Here is a 19936-nt window from a genome sequence, read left to right as displayed (position 1 = left end):
GTTCAACTCTCCTTTTTTGAAGAACGCCGGGACATCATGTCCAGGTCGTGCACCATCCGAATCCCCATATCAACCTTGAGCTTTTCCTGCGGATCGGCCCCTGCCACCAGGGCCGTAAAGTCACGGTGCGCCCGGCCGATACCGCTGCTTTCGGTATAGCCCCAGCCACCCGTCAGGTTCAGGGCCTGGAGGGCTATTCTGTTCACATCCTCCACCGCCTGATACTTGGCCATTGAAGCCACTGCATCCCAGTACACGTCAGACTCTTGCCTGACCTGACGCTCCAGTGAGTAATGGACCAGGGTGCGGGATGACTCAAGCGCCATATACATTTCACCGATACAGGCCTGAACATGCTGCATATCGATCAACTGCTGATCGTAACGCACAGTGTTTTGCAAATACGCCACGGTGGTTTCAATCACGGCGCGGGCGCGCCCTAAAAACAAGGTGGTTTGCAATGAGCGCCTGCAATTAAGAAAATAACGCTGCGCAAAACTCAGGCCGTCCGTGGCCAGCAACAAGCGGTGTTTATCCAGGCGCACATCTGTCAATGTCAAACAGGCAATCCCTGTTGATCGACAGCCATGCATTACGCTCGGTGTCACCACAACACCCGGATCGTCGGCGTGCACAAGAAACACTTGCATGTCCGCGGTATCACCATGGACAAACAGTAAAAAATAATTCGCCGTCTCACCGCCGGTAACGATCTTTTTCACGGCATTAACCGTATAGGTTTTACCGTCCGCAGAGGGCACGGCACGGGAGACAAAAGAAAAAGCATCGGCATCTTCTGTATAAGCAAATGCACCACCTGTTTTACCCTCAATCAGGTGAACCAGGTATTCGTTATTTATATCTTCCCGCCCCACCGCAATTAAAAAAGAAATAAATGACATCCTCACGGATATCAAAAAGGGAAACGATAAGTCCGTGGATAAATACCCGAGCTTTTCCAGCACACGGCCCCACTGGGCATAACCAACTTCCTGACCGCCCCACACGGCGGGCAAGTTGTATTTATACAACCCCCGCCGTGCAAACTTTTCTATCAGCGCATTGGAAATAGGAATAGAGAGACGGTCACGTTCTTCGACGGTGCAATTAAGCTCCTTGTCGATCAGTGTGCCGAAAATAGCCTGAATATCACCCGCACCTTGCCAGTCAACATTCATCGTAGTTCCTTCTACGTCAAACGATTGGAAAGCAGGCGCGACAGAAAACCGGTCCTGGAATCGTGTCGCGCTGCTTAGTGCGAACAGATATTAGGTCAGAACTAAAAACATGCAAGGCGCCTTATCGCAAATAAACCCGACCCGTTAAATATGACACTGTACATACTCTTCTAAGTTACCGATAACGCTCATTATTAAAGATGAGACTGTTGGCATTATTAACGTGACCCGCTGGCGCGACGATCACACATCCAGCCATTAGGATTTAGCGGGTGCCTTGCAGCAGCACATTGTGCGACGACTGCGTCGACCGACGCAGCCTCACTCCGCTTGTTAGCGACTACACGTCCTTTCCTGCAACAATCAACGCGCCGTAAACGGCAACTTGTCCAGAGCACAATCGTTCTTGAGCGTTGACGGCTCGAGCATCAACAGAGGCGCTCCGGTGTCCTCGTTGAAGATTTTGACCTGGCACGAATCGTAAGTCTCGGGGCTCTCGACAATGCCTCCCTTAATGACATAACGGGCAGCCGGGGCGAACTCGCTGACGAATTCGATCTTGCATCTACGGCCGGCATTAGCTGCGCCATCCACTACCAAATGGATGGGTTTTGCCGCTTCTACCGGGATAAAGCCTGCTGGCCGGGATGTTTTGTCCCGCACGGCGAACAATTGCCGACCTGGCTTCACCGCCACGGTTCTGCCGTACTTGCAGCCCACAATCGGAGCTTCGGTCAGGGTCAGGTAGTTTCGATAATTGCTCAAAGCGTCCATTTCGCTGCGGATCTGCGCCTGAGGGGCACCGGGAGGGGGCGTGTACTGCTGGACCTGGACGCAACCTGCAGTCAGCAACACCAGCACACCAAGGGGGAGCACTTTCATAATCGTCTAAATCCATTTGAGTTCGAAGAAGAGCCTTCAAGCAGAATACGGGCCGTTCAGCGGTCGTGCTCCCATATTGTTCCCATACTGCCCTTTTCCAGACGCCAGAAACCACAAACCCCCGATTTTCTCTAGGAAAATCAGGGGTTTGTGTTTACTTAATGTGGCGGTGAAGGAGAGATTCGAACTCTCGATACAATTTCTTGTATACACACTTTCCAGGCGTGCTCCTTAAGCCACTCGGACACTTCACCGTATCTCTTCAAACAAGTTCTGTCTGTCGAGGCGCGCTAATGTAGTCGAAAGCTTTCGATATGACAAATGTTTTTTTCAGAATTTTCATGTGCTTACGAAAATAGTCGTTTTTGAGGCATGCCCTTCGCGGGTGATTCTGCCAAATTCCGGTTCTGACGCGCTGCTCTCTCGACCCCGATCGCTGCCCCGCTGCCTTCTATATAGAGGGCGAAGGCCAATCCCATGACTCACCAGTCAGTCATAGCCCTTTACCTGTGCCGTGGGGCTGGGTAACGTCTGCCCCACTTCATAACAAGGAATTGCGCCATGAGTGACTTGATTGCCTACCACCTGGAAGACGGTATCGCCACGCTGACCTTGAGCAATGGCAAGGTCAATGCCATTTCACCGGATGTGATCACTGCGTTTAATGCCGCGCTGGACCGCGCCGAGCAGGATCGCGCGGTGGTCATTATTACCGGGCAACCTGGCATTCTCTCGGGCGGTTATGACTTGAAGGTGATGACGGCCAGCCCCGAGCAAGCCATTGAGCTGGTCAGGCAGGGGTCGACCCTGGCTCGCCGCATGCTGGCGCACCCATTCCCGGTGGTTATCGCTTGCACCGGTCATGCCGTGGCCAAGGGCGCATTCCTGTTGTTGTCGGTGGATTACCGCATCGGCGTCGAAGGCGCATTCAGCATCGGCCTGAACGAAGTGCAGATCGGCATGACCATGCACCACGCCGGCATTGAACTGGCCCGCGACCGGCTGCGCAAATCCGCATTCCATCGCTCGGTCATCAATGGCGAAATGTTTAACCCGCTCACCGCCGTCGACGCAGGCTTCCTCGACAAGGTGGTCAAGCCGGAAGAATTGCAGGCCGCCGCCCTCGAAGTGGCCCGTCAGTTAAAGAAGATCAATATGAAGGCTCACAAAAACACCAAACTGAAGGTACGCAAAGCGCTGCTGGAGACGCTGGACAAGGCCATCGAGGAGGATCAACTCCACCCGCTCTGACCCTGCCCCCTGTCGACGGATCCCGATTGCAGCCTGCGGTCGGGATTCTCCCTCCCCTGGCCTTGAGCCATATCTTGCTGAACATCTCTAGCCCGCCCCTCAACCAGCACGTTGAAACAACTGCTTAAACTTCAGTCATCTCCTAGTTGTATCGGGGTAATTGCTGAATACAGTGCACATCCGTACACTGCGCCGACTTTTGTTTTCGCGAGCCTGTAAATGCTACTTTCGATACGTATGTTGTTGATGTGTCTGCATTTTATGATCGCAGGCGTGCTGGGTGTACTGCTGGGTATCTGTCGTCCTTTCAACCCGGACAACAGTCGTCTGTGCGCACGACTGTATGCCTGGCCATCCAGATGGATCCTGGGCTACAAGCTCAAGACCGAGGTTGGGCCGTTGATGGACAAGCCGCAAAGCTGTGTGGTCATTGCCAACCATCAATCCAACTACGATCTGTTTGTGTTCGGCAACGTAGTGCCGCACCGCACGGTGTGCATCGGCAAGAAAAGCCTTAAGTGGGTACCGTTGTTCGGCCAACTGTTCTGGCTGGCGGGCAACGTGCTGATTGATCGGGGCAACGCCCAGAAAGCCCGCAAATCGATGCTGACCACTACCCGCACCCTGCAGGAAAAAGACACGTCCATCTGGGTTTTTCCGGAAGGCACGCGCAATCTGGGCAAAACCCTGCTGCCCTTCAAAAAAGGCGCATTCCAGATGGCAATTACTGCCGGAGTGCCTATTGTGCCGGTGTGTGTCAGCACCTATAGCCAGCACCTTAAGCTCAACCGCTGGCACAGTGCCGATATCCAGATCCGCTCCTTGCCCGCGATCCCGACCGCCGGCCTGACTCTGGACGACATCCCGCAACTCATGGAGCAGTGCCACGAGCAGATGCGCGAGTGCATCGAAGCCATGGATCGTGAGTTGCTGAGCCAACAAAACCGTCACGTGCCGCCCGTGGCAGGGGGCAACTCGACTGCGTCCAACCCGAACCTCTGAACGTTTGTAGACTCAAAGTGGTGGATTGCGCGCTAAGCTGCATCTTCGTGCCATAACCCTTTGAAGAAGAAGCGATTAGAACTATGGGGAGAGTTGTTGCTGCTGCGGTTTACAGCGCAGGCAAGAAAGTCACCAATATCACTCTGGACGAAGGGATCGAGTGGGCCAAAAAGCCCGACCACTTCGTCTGGATTGGTCTGGAGCAGCCCGACGCGCAAGAGCTGAGCAACTTGCAGCGCCAGTTCAATCTGCATGAACTGGCCATCGAAGATGCCCTTGAGCAACATAGCCGGCCCAAACTCGAAACCTTCGGCGACGCGCTGTTTATCGTTATCTACTCGCCCATTCGCCATGAAGGCCAGCTGGAGTTTGTAGAAACCCATATCTTTGCTGGCAACGGCTACATCATCACCAGCCGCAATGGCCACTCGGCTTCGTACAAGTCCGTGCGCCAGCGCTGTGAGGCTCGCCCGCTGCTGCTGGAGCATGGCGAGGACTTTGTCCTGTACGCCCTGCTCGACTTCGTGACTGAGAGCTATCAGCCCGTCAGCCAGGCCATCCACGCCGAAATCGAACAGCTTGAACAAAGCATCATGGGCAACGCCCTCAATGAAGCTGACATCGTGCACTTGCATGGCCTGCGCCGCGACGTGCTGCGACTGCGCCGTTATGTGGCGCCCATGGTGGAAATCAGCGAAGAACTGCAACGCCTGACGTTCCCCTTTATCGACAAGAACATGCGCCCGTATTTTCGCGATGTGCAGATTCATGTCACCCGCCAGATGGAAGACCTCACCAACCTGCGTGATATCGCCACCCAGACGATTGAGATCGTCGTGTTGCTGGAGTCCTCACGCCAGAGCATCGTGCAGCGCAAATTCGCAGCCTGGGCGGCCATTTTGGCCTTCCCCACTGCAGTGGCGGGCATTTACGGGATGAACTTCCAGAACATGCCGGAGCTAAGCTGGCATTACGGTTATTTCGGCGTACTGGGGTTTATTGCGGTGGGCGTGACCGGCCTGTGGGCGAGCTTCAAGCGCTCTGGTTGGCTGTAACCTGCCCCGTGGGAGCGGGATTGCTCGCGATTCAAACAACTCGGTGCATCAGCGATGCCGAGTAGAAACCATCGCGAGCAAGCCCGCTCCCACAAGGGCCAAACCGGGTATCAGGCGGTTTGCGGCTTGTGCGAAACAAAACGCATCATCCACTCGGCAACCGTGCGCCCATGATGGTCCTGATCCAGGCTGGCGATGCCGGAGCTGTAGATCTGCTCGCCCAAATGTTCCTGGCGCAGGTCAAGCAAGGCCCGCGAATAGTCGTGGATAAACTCGGGATGCCCCTGGAAGCACAGCACCTGGTCGTTGATGTGGTAAGCGGCATACGGGCAGAAATCGCTGGAGGCGATTACCGTGGCGTTTTCCGGCAAGGCCGTGACCTGGTCCTGGTGGCTGATCAGTAGCGTCAACTCTTCAACCACTGGGCTCATCCACGGCGCCTTGGCGGCCAGCTTGTACTGATGGGTTCCGACACCCCAGCCCTGGATAGCGCGCTCGCTCTTGCCGCCCAGCAGAAGCGCCAGCAATTGATGACCAAAACAGACACCGAGCAGCTTGTCGCCTCGTTCATAGCGGGTCAGCAAATAGGTTTTCAAGGTCTGGATCCAGGGATCGGAACCAAACGAGTCAGCTTTGCTGCCGGTTACCAGATAAGCATCGAAAGACTGGTCGTCAGACGGATACTCGCCATGCATCACGTTGAAAACACTGAATTGTGCCGCGATAGGCTGCGTGGAGAACAGGCGCACGAACATCTGCCCGTAACCCTGATATTGATCAACAAACTCTGGACGCAGAATGTCGGTTTCCAGAATGCAGATGCGTAGCGACATAAAAGTACCTGGCACGATAAAGGCGAAAGTAGTGATAGCAACTCGACAGAGCCTGCCTTGAAAGGGCAATTCATGGCAAGTACTGAACGTAGTAATACCCCCTCAAGCCTGACGGCACCGGGCTTTTGCAGGGCAAAACCTGGCTGGACAATGCTCCCGGACGAACGGTAGGGCGCTAAGAATATTCACGACCAAAGAGCCCGTTGCGTCTAGCAACGGGCTGACAGGGCGAACTCAAGAAACCTAATAGCGTTTTAGAAACTTACTGCACTTGAATGATGTTAAAGGGTTCTAAGCCATATCTTATGGGGGCTCTAAGGTTAAGCCTGTCGTCAGGACCGCTTTGTTTTCAAGGCGTGGCGCTCTTGGCGCAGGCATTGTCGTTCAGGAATAACAAAAAAAGGCAGATAGCCATGTTTAAACATACGAAAGTACGCCAGGCCGGACTCATCCTCTTTGCTACCACCTTGCTGCTGATCTTGCCGAACTTGACCAAGGTCATCGGCTAAAGACTCGCCCAAATACCGAAGACGCGCAGCTGCTGCGCGTCTTCGTCGACTACAGGTTGCGAGGGCTCAATTGCCTGGCGCAAAAACCAGAACGGCCAGCCCTGAGGCCAGCCGCTAACCGGTCAAACATCTATCAATTCAACAGGCCGCGCACCTCCTGCTTTACACCCCAGCCTTCAATAATGCCGCCCAGGGGTACCACGACAGCTTCAAAGTCCTGCTCAAAATCACCGATACCACCATAGGTGGCGTACATCACTTTGCTTAATTCCAGATACCACGCCCCGTCATCACGCACATTGATTTGTGCGTTCAGGGATTCACCACAAAATTTACCTGCAGCCCTGCGCGCCCGCTCCTCGTCCGGGAAGATCGCGTAAAACTCGATTGGATGGATGCGTGAAAAATCAAAACCGCCTTCTTTCATGCGGCGCAGCACATAGCTGCTGAGGTCTTCTTGATGGGCTGTGCTCATGAAACGTCCTCCTCGCAATGGATAGACATTCAGCGCTCCCCTATCGGCAGCAGGTATGCCGTGACAAGGGGAGTAATAAGCATGTAGCGAACAAGATCAGAGCCAGTCGATTACTTCGCTGGTCTGGATGCAGAGTAGCTCCACGGCGCAGCGCCTGCCAAGGGGTAAGCCATGAATTTCAACAGGTTTTACGCTTGCCTGCAAAACCTGCACCCGGCACCTGGACAGATGCGCTGCCCAGGACCAGACATGCCCGATCAGCGTTATGGCTTTTCAGCACGCTCCTTAAGCCCCTTGAGGGTATTGAACGGGGCATCGACCACAAACTTGTTGGCCAACCAGGAAGGCACGCTGCCGCCCGGCTCGGTATGAACCTGATACGTCACCTCGGTCAAGTTGTCGCCTTTAGGCACAAGCTTCCAGAAACCATTGACCTGAGCCACCCGCACAAAGCCCTTTTCTTCCGGGACGTAGGTCGGCATGCCTTTGAGCGTACGGGTCAGGCTGCCATCTGCGCCCTGTGCAGTCGTCACCAGCAGCACCGAATCCCGCGGGGTGACCGGCCAAGGTGTTTTGAACTGGGTGTAGGTCCAGCTCTGATCGCCTTCATGCTTGAGCAGCTTTTGCGATTGGCATTCATGGATCCAGGCACAAGCGCCCGCCACGTCTTCCTGTATTTTGCTGATCTTGGCCAGCGGCGCCTTGATGGTCGTCACGCCCTGGTAGGCCTTGTATTGGGAGCCGGCGACTTCACTCAGCGAGACCTTGATGCCGTCCTGATCCTTGGCGACCTTCCAGTCTTCGGCCTGCGCCACGCCCACCAGCAGAACACTCAAACCACATACCAATGCCACTCGATGCAACGAACCCATTGTCTTATTCCTTATTGTTGAAGGTCTGTTCACTGGTCACAAACACACTATGCCGCGGTCATCTGCTCCCACCAACCGATCAGGTTAATGGCTTCTTCCCGGTTATTGCCGCATACCTCGATGTCGGCCTTGAAGTCGCCACAGACTGCAGGACGTTGTGGCTGGCCGAACAAACCACACAAGTAGTCGGCTGAAAGATGCAGGCAGCGTTCCCCGGCCGGCTTGCCATTGGGCATGCCAGGCAGCGGTGTACTGATGGAAGGGGCGATGCAGCAAGCGCCACAGCCTTCACGGCAATTCATGACGTTAGCACCTCATTCGGGGCAAAGTGTGTTGATGACAAGGGATAGTACTCGCTGGAACAGGTGTTTGAAATTGACCGTTCAGCAGAATGTGCTGATAAACGACAGTGACTGAGCAGTCAGTTTAGAAGCCTGTTTTTGAGCACTCGACACTTATTGCTTGAACTCGAAATCCAGCGCAGCGCCTTCGATTTCATTGTGACGGGCCTCATTGCGCAACTGCAGGTTCATCTCATTGCTGAGCAACCGCCCGTTGAGCTGAAAAGGGCTGTCTTCGGCGGGTTTCTCGCCAAACATGTTGGGCAGCAACGGCTTGTGCACAGGCATGGGAACAGTGCCCAAAGGATGCAGCTGCTTGACCATCTCGGGCGGCAAACGCAAGTCGAGAGTCGCCGCAGGCAATCGCTTCTTGGCGATTTCATGGGCCGACTTGGATTTGGATGCGATCGGTGCACGCTTTTTGACCGGTGCCTTTTTCGCACTGGCGCCAGGCTTGGCGGGCGAGTGGGCAGATTGCGCCTGACTGGAGGTTGATGGAGGTTGTACAGGTGCCGCTGTCGCGGCCACAGCATTAAGCGCACTCAAGGCGCCCACCAACATAAGGCCAACACAAAATGTCGCTCTCATAACTCCCACAGCTTTAACGGTTCAGGTGCGTATGCTCGCGCTTTACGCACAGGGTGACAAGGTGATTATGGTCAAAATGCCATCCCGACAGCTGCCGAGCTTCCTCCGTACAGGCCTGCGGCTTCCTGGCACAGCTGATTGGCAAGCATGCCAAGGGTCATCAGGGCCCGATCGGCTTCCCGGTTCCAGGGTGTGGCACAGTTAAGTCGTATGCAGTGGTTAAACTGCTCGGTATTACTGAAAATCAGTCCCGGCGCGATGCTGATACCTTGCTGCAATGCCCGGACATGCAGTTCCTGGGTGTTGACCCGGCCCGGCAAACTGACCCACAAGATAAAGCCCCCGCTAGGCCGTGACATCTGCGTCCCTTCCGGAAAGTGCTGCTGAACAGCCAGCTGGAACGCACTCAGGTTCTTTCTGTATTCCTGGCGGATGTAACGTAAATGGCGATCGTAACCGCCGTTTTCAAGGTAAGCCGCCACCCCCATCTGCGTCACACTGCATGCCGAATGGGTGGTAAAGGTTTGCAGACGCTGGATTTCCTGCTGAAACTTGCCGGCGATCATCCAGCCGATACGCACGCCGGGGGACAGGGTTTTGGAAAAACTCGAACAATAAATGACCCGATCCAGACGATCATAGGCTTTCAGCGCCTTGGTGCGCCCAACCTCAAACATCAACTCGCCGTAGATATCGTCTTCGACAATCTGGATATCAAAATCGGAAGCCAGACGCAGCAACTGCTTTTGCCGCTCTTCCGGCATGGTCCCGCCAAGGGGATTGCTCAGGCGCGTGGTCAGTACCAAGGCCTTGATCGACCATTGATTGGCCGCCAGCTGCAAGGCTTCCAGGCTCATGCCAGTAGCAGGATCGCTGGGGATCTCGATGACTTTCAAGCCCAGCAGGTCAGCCAGCTGCAGCAGCCCGTAGTAAGTCGGCGACTCAGCCGCGATCAGGTCTCCGGGACGGGTCAGCACGCGCAACGACATTTGCAGCGCATCGACACAGCCGTGGGTAATGATCACTTCGCTGGGATCGACCACCACTCCAGCGTCACGCATGCGGATTGCCACCTGCCGGCGCAACGGCTCAAAACCCGGACTGAACATGTAGCTGAACGCCCGCGGGCTATGAAAGCGCGTGACCTTGGCCAATTGCTGATGCAGCGCCCGTACAGGCAAGTAATCGACACTGGGCACGGCTGCGCCCAGCGGGAACACGCCTTCGCGACGGGATTCGACCAATACTTGCTGGATGATGCTGCTGCGGGTGACCAGGCCCGGACGCTCCACGCGTGCGATATCAGGCGTGGGCGCAGTCAATGCGGGGGTCTGGTGCACGTAATAGCCGGACTGCGGCCGTGCCCTGATCAAGCCCTGATCTTCAAGATTGGCGTAAGCCTGCAACACCGTGGCATGGCTCACGTTGAGCTGAGAGCTCATCTTGCGAACCGAAGGCACACGTTCGCCAGGCTGATAAACGCCACGCCGAATATCCTCAGCCAACTGCTGAGCGATACGTTGATAGAGCAAAAGGTTGGTCATGGCGCCGCTCTCGATGTTCAAACTTTATTTTTGTGGAGAACAATACCGGAACAGTTTAGAAGTGTACGGGCACAGTTGTCACTTAACTAAGCCGTACAGGGGGTGTGCGGGGGAAAACTGTATGGGCGACAGAACCCGTTGTGGGAGCGGGCTCGCTCGCGATTTCGCCGCCGCGATGCGCCAGGCACACCGCTTTGATTCAATCGCGGGCAAGCCCGCTCCCATATTCAACCAGCGAGATCGGACTTTAGCGCGCTGCGCCCAGTTGGCCTTTTTCGTCAGAGAAGACGATTTCAACCCGGCGGTTCTGTGCCCGGCCGCGCTCCGTGGCATTGACATCAACCGGGTACTGATCGCCATAACCTTCCACCTGGATACGCTTCTCGTCGATACCCAGATCGACCAGCACATCGGCTACGGCCTGCGCGCGGTCACGGGACAACTTGAGGTTATCCTCCTTGCCTCCGGTGCTGTCGGTGTAGCCCTCGATCCGCACAATGCGCTTGGGGTTCAGTTGCAGGAAACGCACCAGCTTGAGTACCGTGCGGTTGGCCGAGTTTTTCAAGTCGGCTTCGCCAGTGTCGAACAACACGTCACCCAGGGTCATGACCAGACCACGGTCAGTCTGAGTAGTGGCCAGGCTGATGATTTGCTCTTCCAGCCATTGCCCCTGTTGCTGAACACTCAACAACTTGGCTTCACGCAACGCCAGTTGCAGACGCTGACGTTCGAGCTCCAGCTTGGCCCCACGTTCCTCATTGAGCACCTGTTGCGTGTGCTCACGGGCGATTTCACTGTAGCGCTGGCTCAAATAGGCGTAATGCGCAACGTCTTCACCACTGCCCCAGAAGCTGGACAAACGGTCAGCACGGGCCAGGGACTCACCGGCACGGATCACGTCCTTGGGCGCGATGCGCAGCACATTGGTGTCTTCCTTCACGGTCTGAAAGTCCGTGCTGGCCTGCTGCAAGGCCAGTTCGCTGTTGTGATGCCCGGCGCATCCGGTCAGGCTGACGCAACCCGCAACCAGCACCCCCATGAAAGCTCTGTACGTAAGGCTCATTGCGCCTCCGCCAGCTGTTTGCGCAAGCGCGAAATACGGGTATTGAGCACGTTCAGTTGTTCCTGGCTTTTTTGCGTCAGCACACGGGCTTCGGCCAATCGGGCATCCAGTTCGGCTTGTTCGGCCTGCATGCGCGCGTCTTTGTAGGATTCATCTGCCATATCTGCCAGCGCTTGGGCCAGCTTGTCTTCGGCTTGTTTCAACTCAGCCAAGTCATCGGCTTTGGCACCCACGGCCTTGGCTTGCTCCAGGGCTTGTTCGGTCAAACGCAATTGTTCATTCGGCGCAGGATCGGCTGCACACCCCGCCAGAGCCAAAACGGCCAGGGCAGCGAAAAGAGGTCGAATTGTCACTAGGGATTCCTACTGTTTTGGGGCGCTGAGCGGTTGTAGCAATTGGGCCTTCCACCGCTCTAGATTGCGTTGCAGTACCGCCTCGGTCAGGCCGGACGCGGGCAATTCTGTCATCTTTTTGGCGAGCTGTCCGCGCAACCACGGTTCATTGCAGGCCGAGTCATGGGAAATGGCCAAAAACAGCCCGGGCTGATCAATGGGCTGCGAGCGCGCTATCAGGTCATCGGCAATGCCCAGGGTTTGCGCAGTGGCCATACCGGAATAGCGCCCGGCCAGAACGTATTCGACCTGGCCGAGCAGCAATTTCTGGAAAGCCTGGGTCAAGCCGGATTGACGCTCCAGGGTGAGCTGATGCTGAGCGAACTCATTGAATGTCTCGCTTAACCGGGCTTTCTCAGAAACGGCGCCCACATGCCCATGCAAGTCGGCAGGCGTTTCGTAGACCAGGGTGGAGTCCTTGCGGGTCCACACGAGATAGTCGTTACGCACCAGGGGCGGGTGAATGTAGTCGAACGACGAAAGTCCGCCAACCGTCAGCGGCGCATCCAGCAACATGTCCATGCGCCCGGCACGGACTTCGTCCTGGGCCTGGGCACGCTTGCCACCGTAGAGCACTTCAACCTTGATCCCCAGCTCATGACCCGCCTGCTGGATCAGATCAGCACTGGCGCCGATCAAGTGCGCAGGGTCGGCTGGGTCGCGCCACAAATAAGGCGGTGCATCGGGGCTGCCAGTGACGATCAGGCGCTCACACTTGCCCGCCGCCTCAGACAACACAGGCAATAACGCCAACCCCAATAGCAACCTGCTCAGTTGACGCACATCCATAGCCCTACGCTCCACACACAATTGAGACCCACAAAAAAGCCCGGTCACCCTGGCCATGAAGACGGTGCAAGACACTGAGTGCCCTGCCCTTCCCCACAGCCCGGATGACCGGGCTCTTTATAAGTGAAGCGACTGGATTAAACCAGCTTCTCCAGCTCAGGTACGGCTTCGAACAAGTCCGCTACCAGACCGTAATCGGCCACCTGGAAGATCGGTGCTTCTTCGTCCTTGTTGATCGCAACGATCACCTTGGAGTCTTTCATGCCGGCCAGATGCTGGATCGCGCCGGAAATGCCCACCGCGATGTACAGCTGTGGCGCAACGATTTTTCCGGTCTGACCGACCTGCATGTCGTTAGGCACAAAACCTGCGTCCACTGCTGCGCGAGATGCGCCAACAGCAGCGCCCAGCTTGTCAGCCAGGGTGTAGAGCAGTTTGAAGTTGTCACCGTTCTGCATGCCGCGACCGCCGGAAACGACGATTTTGGCAGCGGTCAGTTCAGGACGGTCCGACTTGGCCAGTTCTTCGCCAACGAACGACGAAGTGCCTGCATCGTGAACCGCTGCAACCACTTCAACCGCTGCCGAACCACCTTCTGCGGCAACCGGGTCGAAACCGGTCGCACGCACGGTGATCACTTTTACCGGCGCAGTGGACTGCACGGTGGCAATGGCGTTACCGGCATAGATCGGACGCGTGAAAGTATCAGCGCTGACGACCGAAACGATCTCGGAGATCTGATCCACGTCCAACTGCGCAGCAACGCGCGGCAGGATGTTTTTGCCGTTGGACGTGGCAGCCGCCAGGATGTGGCTGTAGCCAGCACCCAGCTCAGCAACTAGTGGTGCAACGTTTTCAGGCAACTGATGGGCGTAAGCCGCGTTGTCGGCGACCAGCACTTTAGCCACGCCAGCGATTTTCGCGGCGGCTTCGGCTACAGCGCCAATGCCCTGGCCTGCAACCAGAACGTTGATGTCGCCACCGATTTTAGCGGCAGCGGCTACGGTGTTCAGCGTGGCCGGAGCCAGCGTCTTGCCGTCGTGTTCTGCGATTACCAAGATAGTCATGATTAGATTACCTTCGCTTCGTTTTTCAGTTTCTCGACCAGTTCAGCCACCGACTTGACCTTGATGCCAGCGCTGCGTGCTGCAGGCGCTTCAACTTTCAGGGTTTTGTTGGTCGAAGCCGTGGAAACACCCAGCGCGTCCGGGGTCAGCACTTCAAGCGGCTTCTTCTTGGCTTTCATGATGTTTGGCAAGGACGCATAACGCGGCTCGTTCAAACGCAGGTCAGTGGTGACGATCGCTGGCAAGCTCAGCGAAACAGTTTGCGCGCCGCCATCCACTTCACGGGTCACGGCAACCTTGTCACCTGCCACTTCGACTTTGGAAGCGAAAGTGCCCTGACCGAAACCGGTCAGCGCAGCCAGCATCTGGCCGGTCTGGTTGTTGTCGCTGTCGATGGCCTGTTTGCCCAGGATCATCAGCTGAGGCTGTTCCTTGTCGACAACGGCCTTGAGCAGCTTGGCTACGGCCAGGGAGGTCAGGTCTTCGGCGGACTCGACGAGAATGGCGCGATCTGCACCCAGTGCCAGCGCGGTACGCAGCTGTTCCTGAGCAGTGGTCGGGCCGATGGAGACGACGACGATTTCAGTCGCAACACCTTTTTCTTTCAGGCGTACGGCTTCTTCCACAGCGATTTCGCAGAAGGGGTTCATCGACATCTTGACGTTGGCGAGGTCAACGCCGGAGTTGTCCGCTTTGACGCGTACTTTAACGTTGTAATCGACCACTCGTTTGACAGCTACAAGAACCTTCATGGATTCCTCGTTACTCTCCGGTGAAAAGAAAGTCGCCTAGGCGAACCTGGCGGTTGATGCTCATCAGCACAAGGGCACCTCCAAAGATCGTTGCTTTGCATATAGACGAGTACCGACGATTCCCCGTGCGACCGTCTGTCCGATGTGACTAACAAGTCATACACCGAAAGGACGTGTAAACTCCGCTCAAAAAATGGCAGGCTCCTACAGGCTTGTGCCTATGCCCTGTCTTTAGAGGTGCTCTTGAAACCAACAATCAGCCTACGGCGAGCGCAAAACCGCCCGTATCTTGACCGGAACGCCTTTTGCGGTCAATACAGCAAATGGGCCAGTTTTGAGCCGCGCGTCTTTGATTTATCTGGCTTGCAGCGGATTCAAACAAACGTTTGTATTGGACGCTGCTAGTGGTGTAGATATAATGCCCGCCCATCAGAGAGAGCGGTGCGTCATCCATTGATTCTTCAACCTCGGGGTCGAGGGCGTAATGGATGAAGTGCCAAACCTCCAATTAGAAAAATACCGTTGAGCCTTGAGTAGGAGAGAACCTGTGGAACGCGAATACATGGAATTCGACGTGGTCATCGTCGGCGCCGGCCCTGCCGGTTTGTCCGCCGCCTGCCGCTTAAAGCAGAAGGCCGCCGAAGCCGGTAAAGAAATCAGCGTCTGCGTGGTTGAAAAAGGCTCCGAAGTCGGTGCTCACATTCTATCTGGTGCTGTTTTCGAACCCCGTGCCTTGAACGAATTGTTCCCGGACTGGAAAGAACTGGGCGCTCCGCTCAACACTCCAGTGACCCGAGACGACATCTATGTACTGCGCAGCGATAGCACTGCGACCAAGGTACCTGACCTTTTTGTGCCTAAAACCATGCACAACGAAGGCAACTACATCATCTCCCTGGGCAACCTGTGCCGCTGGCTGGCGCAACAGGCCGAAAACCTGGGCGTAGAAATCTACCCCGGCTTTGCTGCTCAAGAAGTCCTGTTCGACGAAAACAATGTGGTTCGCGGGATCATCACCGGCGACCTGGGCGTTGACCGTGAAGGCAACCCTAAAGAAGGCCTGTACACCCCGGGCATGGAGCTGCGTGGCAAGTACACCCTGTTCGCTGAAGGCTGCCGTGGTCATCTGGGCAAGCAACTGATCGAACGCTTCAAGCTCGACAGTGAGGCCGACGCCCAGCATTACGGTATTGGCCTGAAGGAAATCTGGGAAATCGACCCGGCCAAACATCAGCCAGGCCTGGTCGTCCACACCGCTGGCTGGCCGCTGGACATCATCAGCAGCGAAAACACCGGCGGCTCTTTCCTGTATCACCTGGAAAACAACCAGGTCGTTGTCGGCCTGATCGTTGACCTGTCCTACAGCAACACGTTCCTGTCACCGTTCGACGAGTTCCAGCGCCTCAAGCATCACCCGGTGCTCAAGCAATACCTCGAAGGCGGCAAACGCATCAGCTACGGCGCCCGCGCCATCTGCAAAGGCGGCCTGAATTCACTGCCGAAAATGATCTTCAACGGCGGCGCATTGATCGGTTGCGATCTGGGCACCCTGAACTTCTCCAAGATCAAAGGCAGCCACACCGCAATGAAGTCCGGCATGCTCGCAGCTGAGGCCGTGGCTGACTCGTTGCTCGCAGACTCCGAAGGTGGCGATGCACTCAACACCTACGTTGAAGCCTTCAAAGCCAGCTGGTTGTTCGACGAACTGTTCGCCAGCCGCAACTTCGGCCCGGCACTGCACAAGTTCGGCCCCATCGTAGGCGGTGGTTTCAACTGGCTCGACCAGAACATCTTTGGCGGCAAGATGCCGTTCACCCTGCACGACACCAAGCCAGACTATGCGTGTCTGAAACAGGCCAAAGACTGCAAGAAAATCGACTACCCGAAACCTGACGGCAAGCTCAGCTTCGACAAACTCAGCTCGGTGTTCATCTCCAGCACCAACCATGAAGAAGAGCAGCCGTGCCACCTCAAGCTGCGCGACCCGAGCATCCCGATCAGCGTCAACCTGCCGCTCTACGACGAGCCGGCACAGCGCTACTGCCCGGCGGGCGTGTACGAGGTGATCACCCAGGAAAGCGGCGAAAAGCGCTTCCAGATCAACTCGCAAAACTGCGTTCACTGCAAAACCTGTGACATCAAGGACCCATCGCAGAACATCACCTGGGTAACCCCGGAAGGTGGCGGCGGGCCGACTTACCCGAACATGTAAGTCAAAAAGGCTCCTTCGGGGGCCTTTTTTATTGCCCCCGGTTTTGTGGGAGCGGGCTTGCTCGCGATGGGATCGCCCAGATTTGCCTGACAGACTGCGCTGCCCGCGTCGCGAGCAAGCCCGCTCCCACAACACGCCCGTCACACCGGCTGGCTAGCACCCTACCCCTTCATGCCCCGGGCTGCGCTCGAAGTAGCGCTTGTACTCGCGACTGAACTGCGAAGTACTTTGATAGCCCACGCGCTCCGCCACCTGCGCCACACCCAGTCCCTCGCTCAATAACAATTGCTGTGCCCGCAACAGCCGCAAACGCTTGAGGTACTGCACCGGCGACAGCAAAGTGCTGCGCTTGAAATGTTCGTGAAACGTGGATGCACTCATGTTCGCGCAACGGGCCAGGGTCTCGACATTCAGCGGCCGCGCGAAATGCTCATGCAAGTAACTCAACGATGCCGCCACCCGTGCAAACTGCCCTTGCTGCTCGACCAATGCCCGCAGCACACCCGCCTGCGGCCCGCGCAATGCCGCGAACAGCACTTCGCGCAGCCGTGCCTGGCCCATGATCCGGCACTCCATCGGATCATGCAGGCAACGCAGCAGGCGCTCGACGGCGTGTCGCATGTCGTCATCCAGTACCGCCGAAGTCATCGACTCAGGCGTCTGCGCCACGGCACTGCGATCCGGGGCCAGCCCCATCGCCAGCACCAACTCCCCCAGCACGGCGCGATCAATACTGATTGCCACCCCCAGCAGAGGCGCGTCCTCGGAGGCAAAGGTTTCACACTCAAAAGGCACTGACAGCGCCTGCACCAGATAATGCCCTGCACCGTATTCCATCGTGCGCTGCCCCAGGTAGGCCAACTTACTGCCTTGGGCAATCACCATTAGGCTAGGCTCATAGATCTGCGGCATACGGGCCACTACCCGGCACGCAGAAACAACCCGAACTTCAGGCAACAAGGTGGACACAAAACCGGTTTGTGTCGCCAGCGGTTCGATCAGAGACACCAGCATGGCGTTCTCGTCCCGGTGACGGGTCAAAAGCATGGAGAAATTTTCACAGGAGGAATAGACAGCTGCATCTTCGCAGAATTGGTCAATAAAGCGACAGCAGACTTGTTACTCCGGAGTATTAGGCATGACACACGGAGGAATCGTCATAGTCCTGCAAAGCATCCAGGCGCAAAATCCCCCCTCTACACAGTCAACGTTTCGCGAGGTTCTCATGTCCACTGTCACTTATAACGCTATCGGTTATGCCGCTCAGAACGCCAAGGCCCCACTGGCGCCGATGCAGTTCAACCGTCGCGCCCCCCGCCCGGACGACGTCGCCATCGAAGTGCTGTACTGCGGCGTTTGCCATTCCGACATCCACCAGGCGCGCAATGACTGGGGCTTCGCGACTTACCCCCTGATGCCTGGCCATGAAATCGTCGGCAAGGTGACGGCCATTGGCGACAAAGTTACCAAACACAAGGTCGGCGACCTCGTCGGCGTGGGCTGCATGGTCGACTCGTGCCGTACCTGCTCGGCCTGCAAGGAAGATCTTGAGCAATACTGCCTGGAAGGCATGACCCAGACCTACGCCAGCCCGGACCGTATCGACGGCACGCTGACGATGGGCGGTTACTCGGACAACATGGTGGTCAGCGAACACTTCGTGCTGAGCATCCCGAAAAACCTCGACCCGGCCAGCGCCGCACCGCTGCTGTGCGCCGGCATCACCACCTACTCGCCACTGGTTCATTACGGTGTTGAGCCGGGCGACAAGGTCGGGATTCTGGGCATGGGCGGCCTGGGCCACATGGGCATCAAGTTCGCCAAGGCCCTGGGCGCTGAAGTGACGCTGTTCACCCGCTCCCAGGCCAAGGCCGAAGAAGCCTACCGCCAAGGTGCAGACCACGTGATCGTGTCCACCGACGCCGAGCAGATGAAAGCCGCTGCAGGCACCTTCAACTTCCTGCTGGACACCATTCCGGTGCCGCACGACCTGAACCCGTACCTCGAAACCCTGACGTTTGACGGCGTGCACATTCTGGTGGGCCTGATCGAACCTGTTGAACCGGCACTCAACGCCTTCAATCTGGTATTCAAGCGCCGCGTGCTGGCCGGTTCGTTGATCGGTGGCATTGCCGAAACCCAGGAGATGCTGGATTTCAGCGCCGAACACGGGATTACCTGCGACATCGAAATGCTCGACATCAAAAACATCAACGAAGCCTTTGAGCGTGTAGTTAAAGGCGACGTGAAATACCGTTTCGTGATCGACATGAAAACCCTGAAAGCCTAAGCCAAGGGTTTTAGCCGCCCAACTCCGCCGATATCTGTTGTGCGGCATGGGTAATGACCGGGATCAACCCGGTCATTTTCTCATGGGGCATATACGGCACAGTGCTGGCGATACTGATGGCCGCGACGATCTGCCCGCTGGCATCACGTATGGGCGCAGCCACACAGCGGATCGACGGTTCGTTGTCTTCCAGGTCAAACGCATACCCTCCCGCCACATACCCGCGCATGCGCTCCTCGAACTGCTCCCACGACGGCTCCTGATGATCGGGCCACAACGGGTTTTTGCCGCCTGCGCTCTGGCCGGCTTCATACAGGCGCCGCCATTCGTCCAGGGGCGCATCCAGCAACATGGCCTTGCCAATACCGGTACGTGCCATCGCCATCCGGTGCCCCACCCGCGAACGCATCTCCGGGCCATTTCGCCCCGGGTTCTTGTGCAGGTACAGCACCTCATCCCCCTCGCGCACCGCCAAATGAATGGTATCGCCGGTCAAGGCTGACAATTGATCCAGATACGGCTCGGCCAGCGTCACCAACGGCAGCTCTTCACGGGCCTGAAAACCCAGCTCGATCAGCTTGGGCCCCAGCAAATATCCCACTTTGGGCAACACCCGCAAATAACGCTCATCCACCAGGCAACTGGCCAGGCGATGGGTGGTGCTGCGCGTGGTCCCGATCACCCGGGCGATGTCCTTGAGGTCACGCGCGCCATTGGCCACGGCCTGAACCACCGCCAGGCCGCGGAGCAAGGTTTGAGTACCGGTCGGAGCGATTTTCGTGGAGTCGTCCTGCATAGCCAGCCTTTCCATTGATAGGTGAGAACCGGGCAGCATTATGGT

The 19936-nt window shown here is 56.8% G+C and carries 20 protein-coding genes and 1 tRNA gene; 5 read left to right on the top strand and 16 right to left on the bottom strand.

Annotated features, from left to right (window positions below; translation table 11 throughout):
- Positions 1–2 precede the first annotated feature (2 nt).
- The 3 genes from V6P94_RS10110 to V6P94_RS10100 all read right to left on the bottom strand — a co-directional run bounded on the left by V6P94_RS10110 (position 3) and on the right by V6P94_RS10100 (position 2314).
- A complete protein-coding gene (locus V6P94_RS10110; RefSeq protein WP_133077885.1) occupies positions 3–1178 on the bottom strand; it encodes an acyl-CoA dehydrogenase family protein in 1176 nt (391 codons plus the stop codon).
- A 363-nt stretch (positions 1179–1541) separates the two neighbouring features.
- On the bottom strand, positions 1542–2060 hold the full coding sequence (locus V6P94_RS10105; protein WP_133075617.1) for a hypothetical protein: 519 nt from the start codon (positions 2058–2060) through the stop codon (positions 1542–1544).
- A gap of 164 nt (positions 2061–2224) precedes the next feature.
- Positions 2225–2314 (bottom strand) — tRNA-Ser (locus tag V6P94_RS10100).
- 307 nt (positions 2315–2621) lie between these two features.
- On the opposite strand from V6P94_RS10100, the gene V6P94_RS10095 reads away from it, so the two are divergent.
- The 3 genes from V6P94_RS10095 (at position 2622) to V6P94_RS10085 (ending at position 5368) form a co-directional block, all read left to right on the top strand.
- Positions 2622–3311, top strand: a complete 690-nt coding sequence (locus tag V6P94_RS10095) for a crotonase/enoyl-CoA hydratase family protein (RefSeq protein ID WP_133075618.1) — start codon at positions 2622–2624, stop codon at positions 3309–3311.
- Positions 3312–3530: 219 nt separating this feature from the next.
- Positions 3531–4313 carry a 1-acyl-sn-glycerol-3-phosphate acyltransferase gene (locus tag V6P94_RS10090; RefSeq protein WP_133075619.1) on the top strand — a complete coding sequence of 261 codons (783 nt, stop codon included), beginning with the start codon at positions 3531–3533 and terminating at the stop codon, positions 4311–4313.
- An 83-nt stretch (positions 4314–4396) separates the two neighbouring features.
- Positions 4397–5368, top strand: coding sequence for a magnesium and cobalt transport protein CorA (locus V6P94_RS10085; protein WP_133075620.1), 972 nt, complete (start codon positions 4397–4399; stop codon positions 5366–5368).
- Positions 5369–5478: 110 nt separating this feature from the next.
- Here the strand turns inward: V6P94_RS10085 and V6P94_RS10080 are convergent, their stop codons facing one another.
- The 11 genes from V6P94_RS10080 to V6P94_RS10030 all read right to left on the bottom strand — a co-directional run bounded on the left by V6P94_RS10080 (position 5479) and on the right by V6P94_RS10030 (position 14593).
- Positions 5479–6201, bottom strand: coding sequence for an amidotransferase (locus tag V6P94_RS10080; protein WP_133075621.1), 723 nt, complete (start codon positions 6199–6201; stop codon positions 5479–5481).
- Between the two features lie 642 nt (positions 6202–6843).
- Complete coding sequence (locus tag V6P94_RS10075) at positions 6844–7185, bottom strand: ribonuclease E inhibitor RraB (protein ID WP_019827425.1); 342 nt, start codon at positions 7183–7185, stop codon at positions 6844–6846.
- A gap of 263 nt (positions 7186–7448) precedes the next feature.
- Positions 7449–8057 carry an START domain-containing protein gene (locus V6P94_RS10070; protein ID WP_133075622.1) on the bottom strand — a complete coding sequence of 203 codons (609 nt, stop codon included), beginning with the start codon at positions 8055–8057 and terminating at the stop codon, positions 7449–7451.
- 47 nt (positions 8058–8104) lie between these two features.
- Positions 8105–8359, bottom strand: coding sequence for a YkgJ family cysteine cluster protein (locus tag V6P94_RS10065; RefSeq protein WP_133075623.1), 255 nt, complete (start codon positions 8357–8359; stop codon positions 8105–8107).
- Positions 8360–8512: 153 nt separating this feature from the next.
- Positions 8513–8986 carry a translation initiation factor 2 gene (locus V6P94_RS10060; RefSeq protein WP_326398301.1) on the bottom strand — a complete coding sequence of 158 codons (474 nt, stop codon included), beginning with the start codon at positions 8984–8986 and terminating at the stop codon, positions 8513–8515.
- Between the two features lie 71 nt (positions 8987–9057).
- Entirely contained in the window at positions 9058–10530 is a 1473-nt protein-coding gene (locus V6P94_RS10055; RefSeq protein WP_133075624.1) for a PLP-dependent aminotransferase family protein, read from the bottom strand.
- 247 nt (positions 10531–10777) lie between these two features.
- Positions 10778–11593, bottom strand: coding sequence for an OmpA family protein (locus tag V6P94_RS10050; RefSeq protein ID WP_133075625.1), 816 nt, complete (start codon positions 11591–11593; stop codon positions 10778–10780).
- A complete protein-coding gene (locus V6P94_RS10045) occupies positions 11590–11946 on the bottom strand; it encodes a DUF4398 domain-containing protein (RefSeq protein ID WP_133075626.1) in 357 nt (118 codons plus the stop codon). Before V6P94_RS10045 ends, V6P94_RS10050 begins: the two co-directional genes overlap by 4 nt.
- 9 nt (positions 11947–11955) lie before the next feature.
- On the bottom strand, positions 11956–12774 hold the full coding sequence (locus tag V6P94_RS10040; RefSeq protein WP_133075627.1) for a transporter substrate-binding domain-containing protein: 819 nt from the start codon (positions 12772–12774) through the stop codon (positions 11956–11958).
- A gap of 137 nt (positions 12775–12911) precedes the next feature.
- Positions 12912–13841 carry an electron transfer flavoprotein subunit alpha/FixB family protein gene (locus V6P94_RS10035; protein ID WP_133075628.1) on the bottom strand — a complete coding sequence of 310 codons (930 nt, stop codon included), beginning with the start codon at positions 13839–13841 and terminating at the stop codon, positions 12912–12914.
- Between the two features lie 2 nt (positions 13842–13843).
- Positions 13844–14593, bottom strand: a complete 750-nt coding sequence (locus V6P94_RS10030; protein ID WP_326398302.1) for an electron transfer flavoprotein subunit beta/FixA family protein — start codon at positions 14591–14593, stop codon at positions 13844–13846.
- Positions 14594–15140: 547 nt separating this feature from the next.
- Between V6P94_RS10030 and V6P94_RS10025 the strand changes: the two genes are divergently transcribed.
- Positions 15141–16805, top strand: a complete 1665-nt coding sequence (locus V6P94_RS10025; RefSeq protein ID WP_219262515.1) for an electron transfer flavoprotein-ubiquinone oxidoreductase — start codon at positions 15141–15143, stop codon at positions 16803–16805.
- A gap of 153 nt (positions 16806–16958) precedes the next feature.
- Here the strand turns inward: V6P94_RS10025 and V6P94_RS10020 are convergent, their stop codons facing one another.
- Positions 16959–17852 carry an AraC family transcriptional regulator N-terminal domain-containing protein gene (locus V6P94_RS10020; protein WP_133075631.1) on the bottom strand — a complete coding sequence of 298 codons (894 nt, stop codon included), beginning with the start codon at positions 17850–17852 and terminating at the stop codon, positions 16959–16961.
- 178 nt (positions 17853–18030) lie between these two features.
- Between V6P94_RS10020 and V6P94_RS10015 the strand changes: the two genes are divergently transcribed.
- Positions 18031–19095, top strand: a complete 1065-nt coding sequence (locus tag V6P94_RS10015) for an NAD(P)-dependent alcohol dehydrogenase (RefSeq protein WP_133075632.1) — start codon at positions 18031–18033, stop codon at positions 19093–19095.
- A 10-nt stretch (positions 19096–19105) separates the two neighbouring features.
- On the opposite strand, the gene V6P94_RS10010 is transcribed toward V6P94_RS10015, so the two are convergent.
- Positions 19106–19891 (bottom strand): IclR family transcriptional regulator, encoded by a 786-nt coding sequence (locus V6P94_RS10010; protein ID WP_133075633.1) that lies wholly within the window; start codon positions 19889–19891, stop codon positions 19106–19108.
- Positions 19892–19936 lie beyond the last annotated feature (45 nt).

Source organism: Pseudomonas sp. ML2-2023-3, assembly GCF_037055275.1.
Lineage (GTDB): Bacteria > Pseudomonadota > Gammaproteobacteria > Pseudomonadales > Pseudomonadaceae > Aquipseudomonas.
This window is presented reverse-complemented; position numbering and strand designations above follow the sequence as displayed.

What these genes read in the sequence shown, in the direction of transcription:
- V6P94_RS10075 (WP_019827425.1), bottom strand. Translation starts at nt 7,185, where the DNA reads ATGAGCACAGCCCATCAAGAAGACCTCAGCAGCTATGTGCTGCGCCGC.
- V6P94_RS10015 (WP_133075632.1), top strand. Translation starts at nt 18,031, where the DNA reads ATGTCCACTGTCACTTATAACGCTATCGGTTATGCCGCTCAGAACGCC.
- V6P94_RS10085 (WP_133075620.1), top strand. Translation starts at nt 4,397, where the DNA reads ATGGGGAGAGTTGTTGCTGCTGCGGTTTACAGCGCAGGCAAGAAAGTC.
- V6P94_RS10090 (WP_133075619.1), top strand. Translation starts at nt 3,531, where the DNA reads ATGCTACTTTCGATACGTATGTTGTTGATGTGTCTGCATTTTATGATC.
- V6P94_RS10055 (WP_133075624.1), bottom strand. Translation starts at nt 10,530, where the DNA reads ATGACCAACCTTTTGCTCTATCAACGTATCGCTCAGCAGTTGGCTGAG.
- V6P94_RS10040 (WP_133075627.1), bottom strand. Translation starts at nt 12,774, where the DNA reads ATGGATGTGCGTCAACTGAGCAGGTTGCTATTGGGGTTGGCGTTATTG.
- V6P94_RS10070 (WP_133075622.1), bottom strand. Translation starts at nt 8,057, where the DNA reads ATGGGTTCGTTGCATCGAGTGGCATTGGTATGTGGTTTGAGTGTTCTG.
- V6P94_RS10035 (WP_133075628.1), bottom strand. Translation starts at nt 13,841, where the DNA reads ATGACTATCTTGGTAATCGCAGAACACGACGGCAAGACGCTGGCTCCG.
- V6P94_RS10030 (WP_326398302.1), bottom strand. Translation starts at nt 14,593, where the DNA reads ATGAAGGTTCTTGTAGCTGTCAAACGAGTGGTCGATTACAACGTTAAA.
- V6P94_RS10110 (WP_133077885.1), bottom strand. Translation starts at nt 1,178, where the DNA reads ATGAATGTTGACTGGCAAGGTGCGGGTGATATTCAGGCTATTTTCGGC.
- V6P94_RS10010 (WP_133075633.1), bottom strand. Translation starts at nt 19,891, where the DNA reads ATGCAGGACGACTCCACGAAAATCGCTCCGACCGGTACTCAAACCTTG.
- V6P94_RS10105 (WP_133075617.1), bottom strand. Translation starts at nt 2,060, where the DNA reads ATGAAAGTGCTCCCCCTTGGTGTGCTGGTGTTGCTGACTGCAGGTTGC.
- V6P94_RS10095 (WP_133075618.1), top strand. Translation starts at nt 2,622, where the DNA reads ATGAGTGACTTGATTGCCTACCACCTGGAAGACGGTATCGCCACGCTG.
- V6P94_RS10050 (WP_133075625.1), bottom strand. Translation starts at nt 11,593, where the DNA reads ATGAGCCTTACGTACAGAGCTTTCATGGGGGTGCTGGTTGCGGGTTGC.
- V6P94_RS10065 (WP_133075623.1), bottom strand. Translation starts at nt 8,359, where the DNA reads ATGAATTGCCGTGAAGGCTGTGGCGCTTGCTGCATCGCCCCTTCCATC.
- V6P94_RS10080 (WP_133075621.1), bottom strand. Translation starts at nt 6,201, where the DNA reads ATGTCGCTACGCATCTGCATTCTGGAAACCGACATTCTGCGTCCAGAG.
- V6P94_RS10060 (WP_326398301.1), bottom strand. Translation starts at nt 8,986, where the DNA reads ATGAGAGCGACATTTTGTGTTGGCCTTATGTTGGTGGGCGCCTTGAGT.
- V6P94_RS10020 (WP_133075631.1), bottom strand. Translation starts at nt 17,852, where the DNA reads ATGCTTTTGACCCGTCACCGGGACGAGAACGCCATGCTGGTGTCTCTG.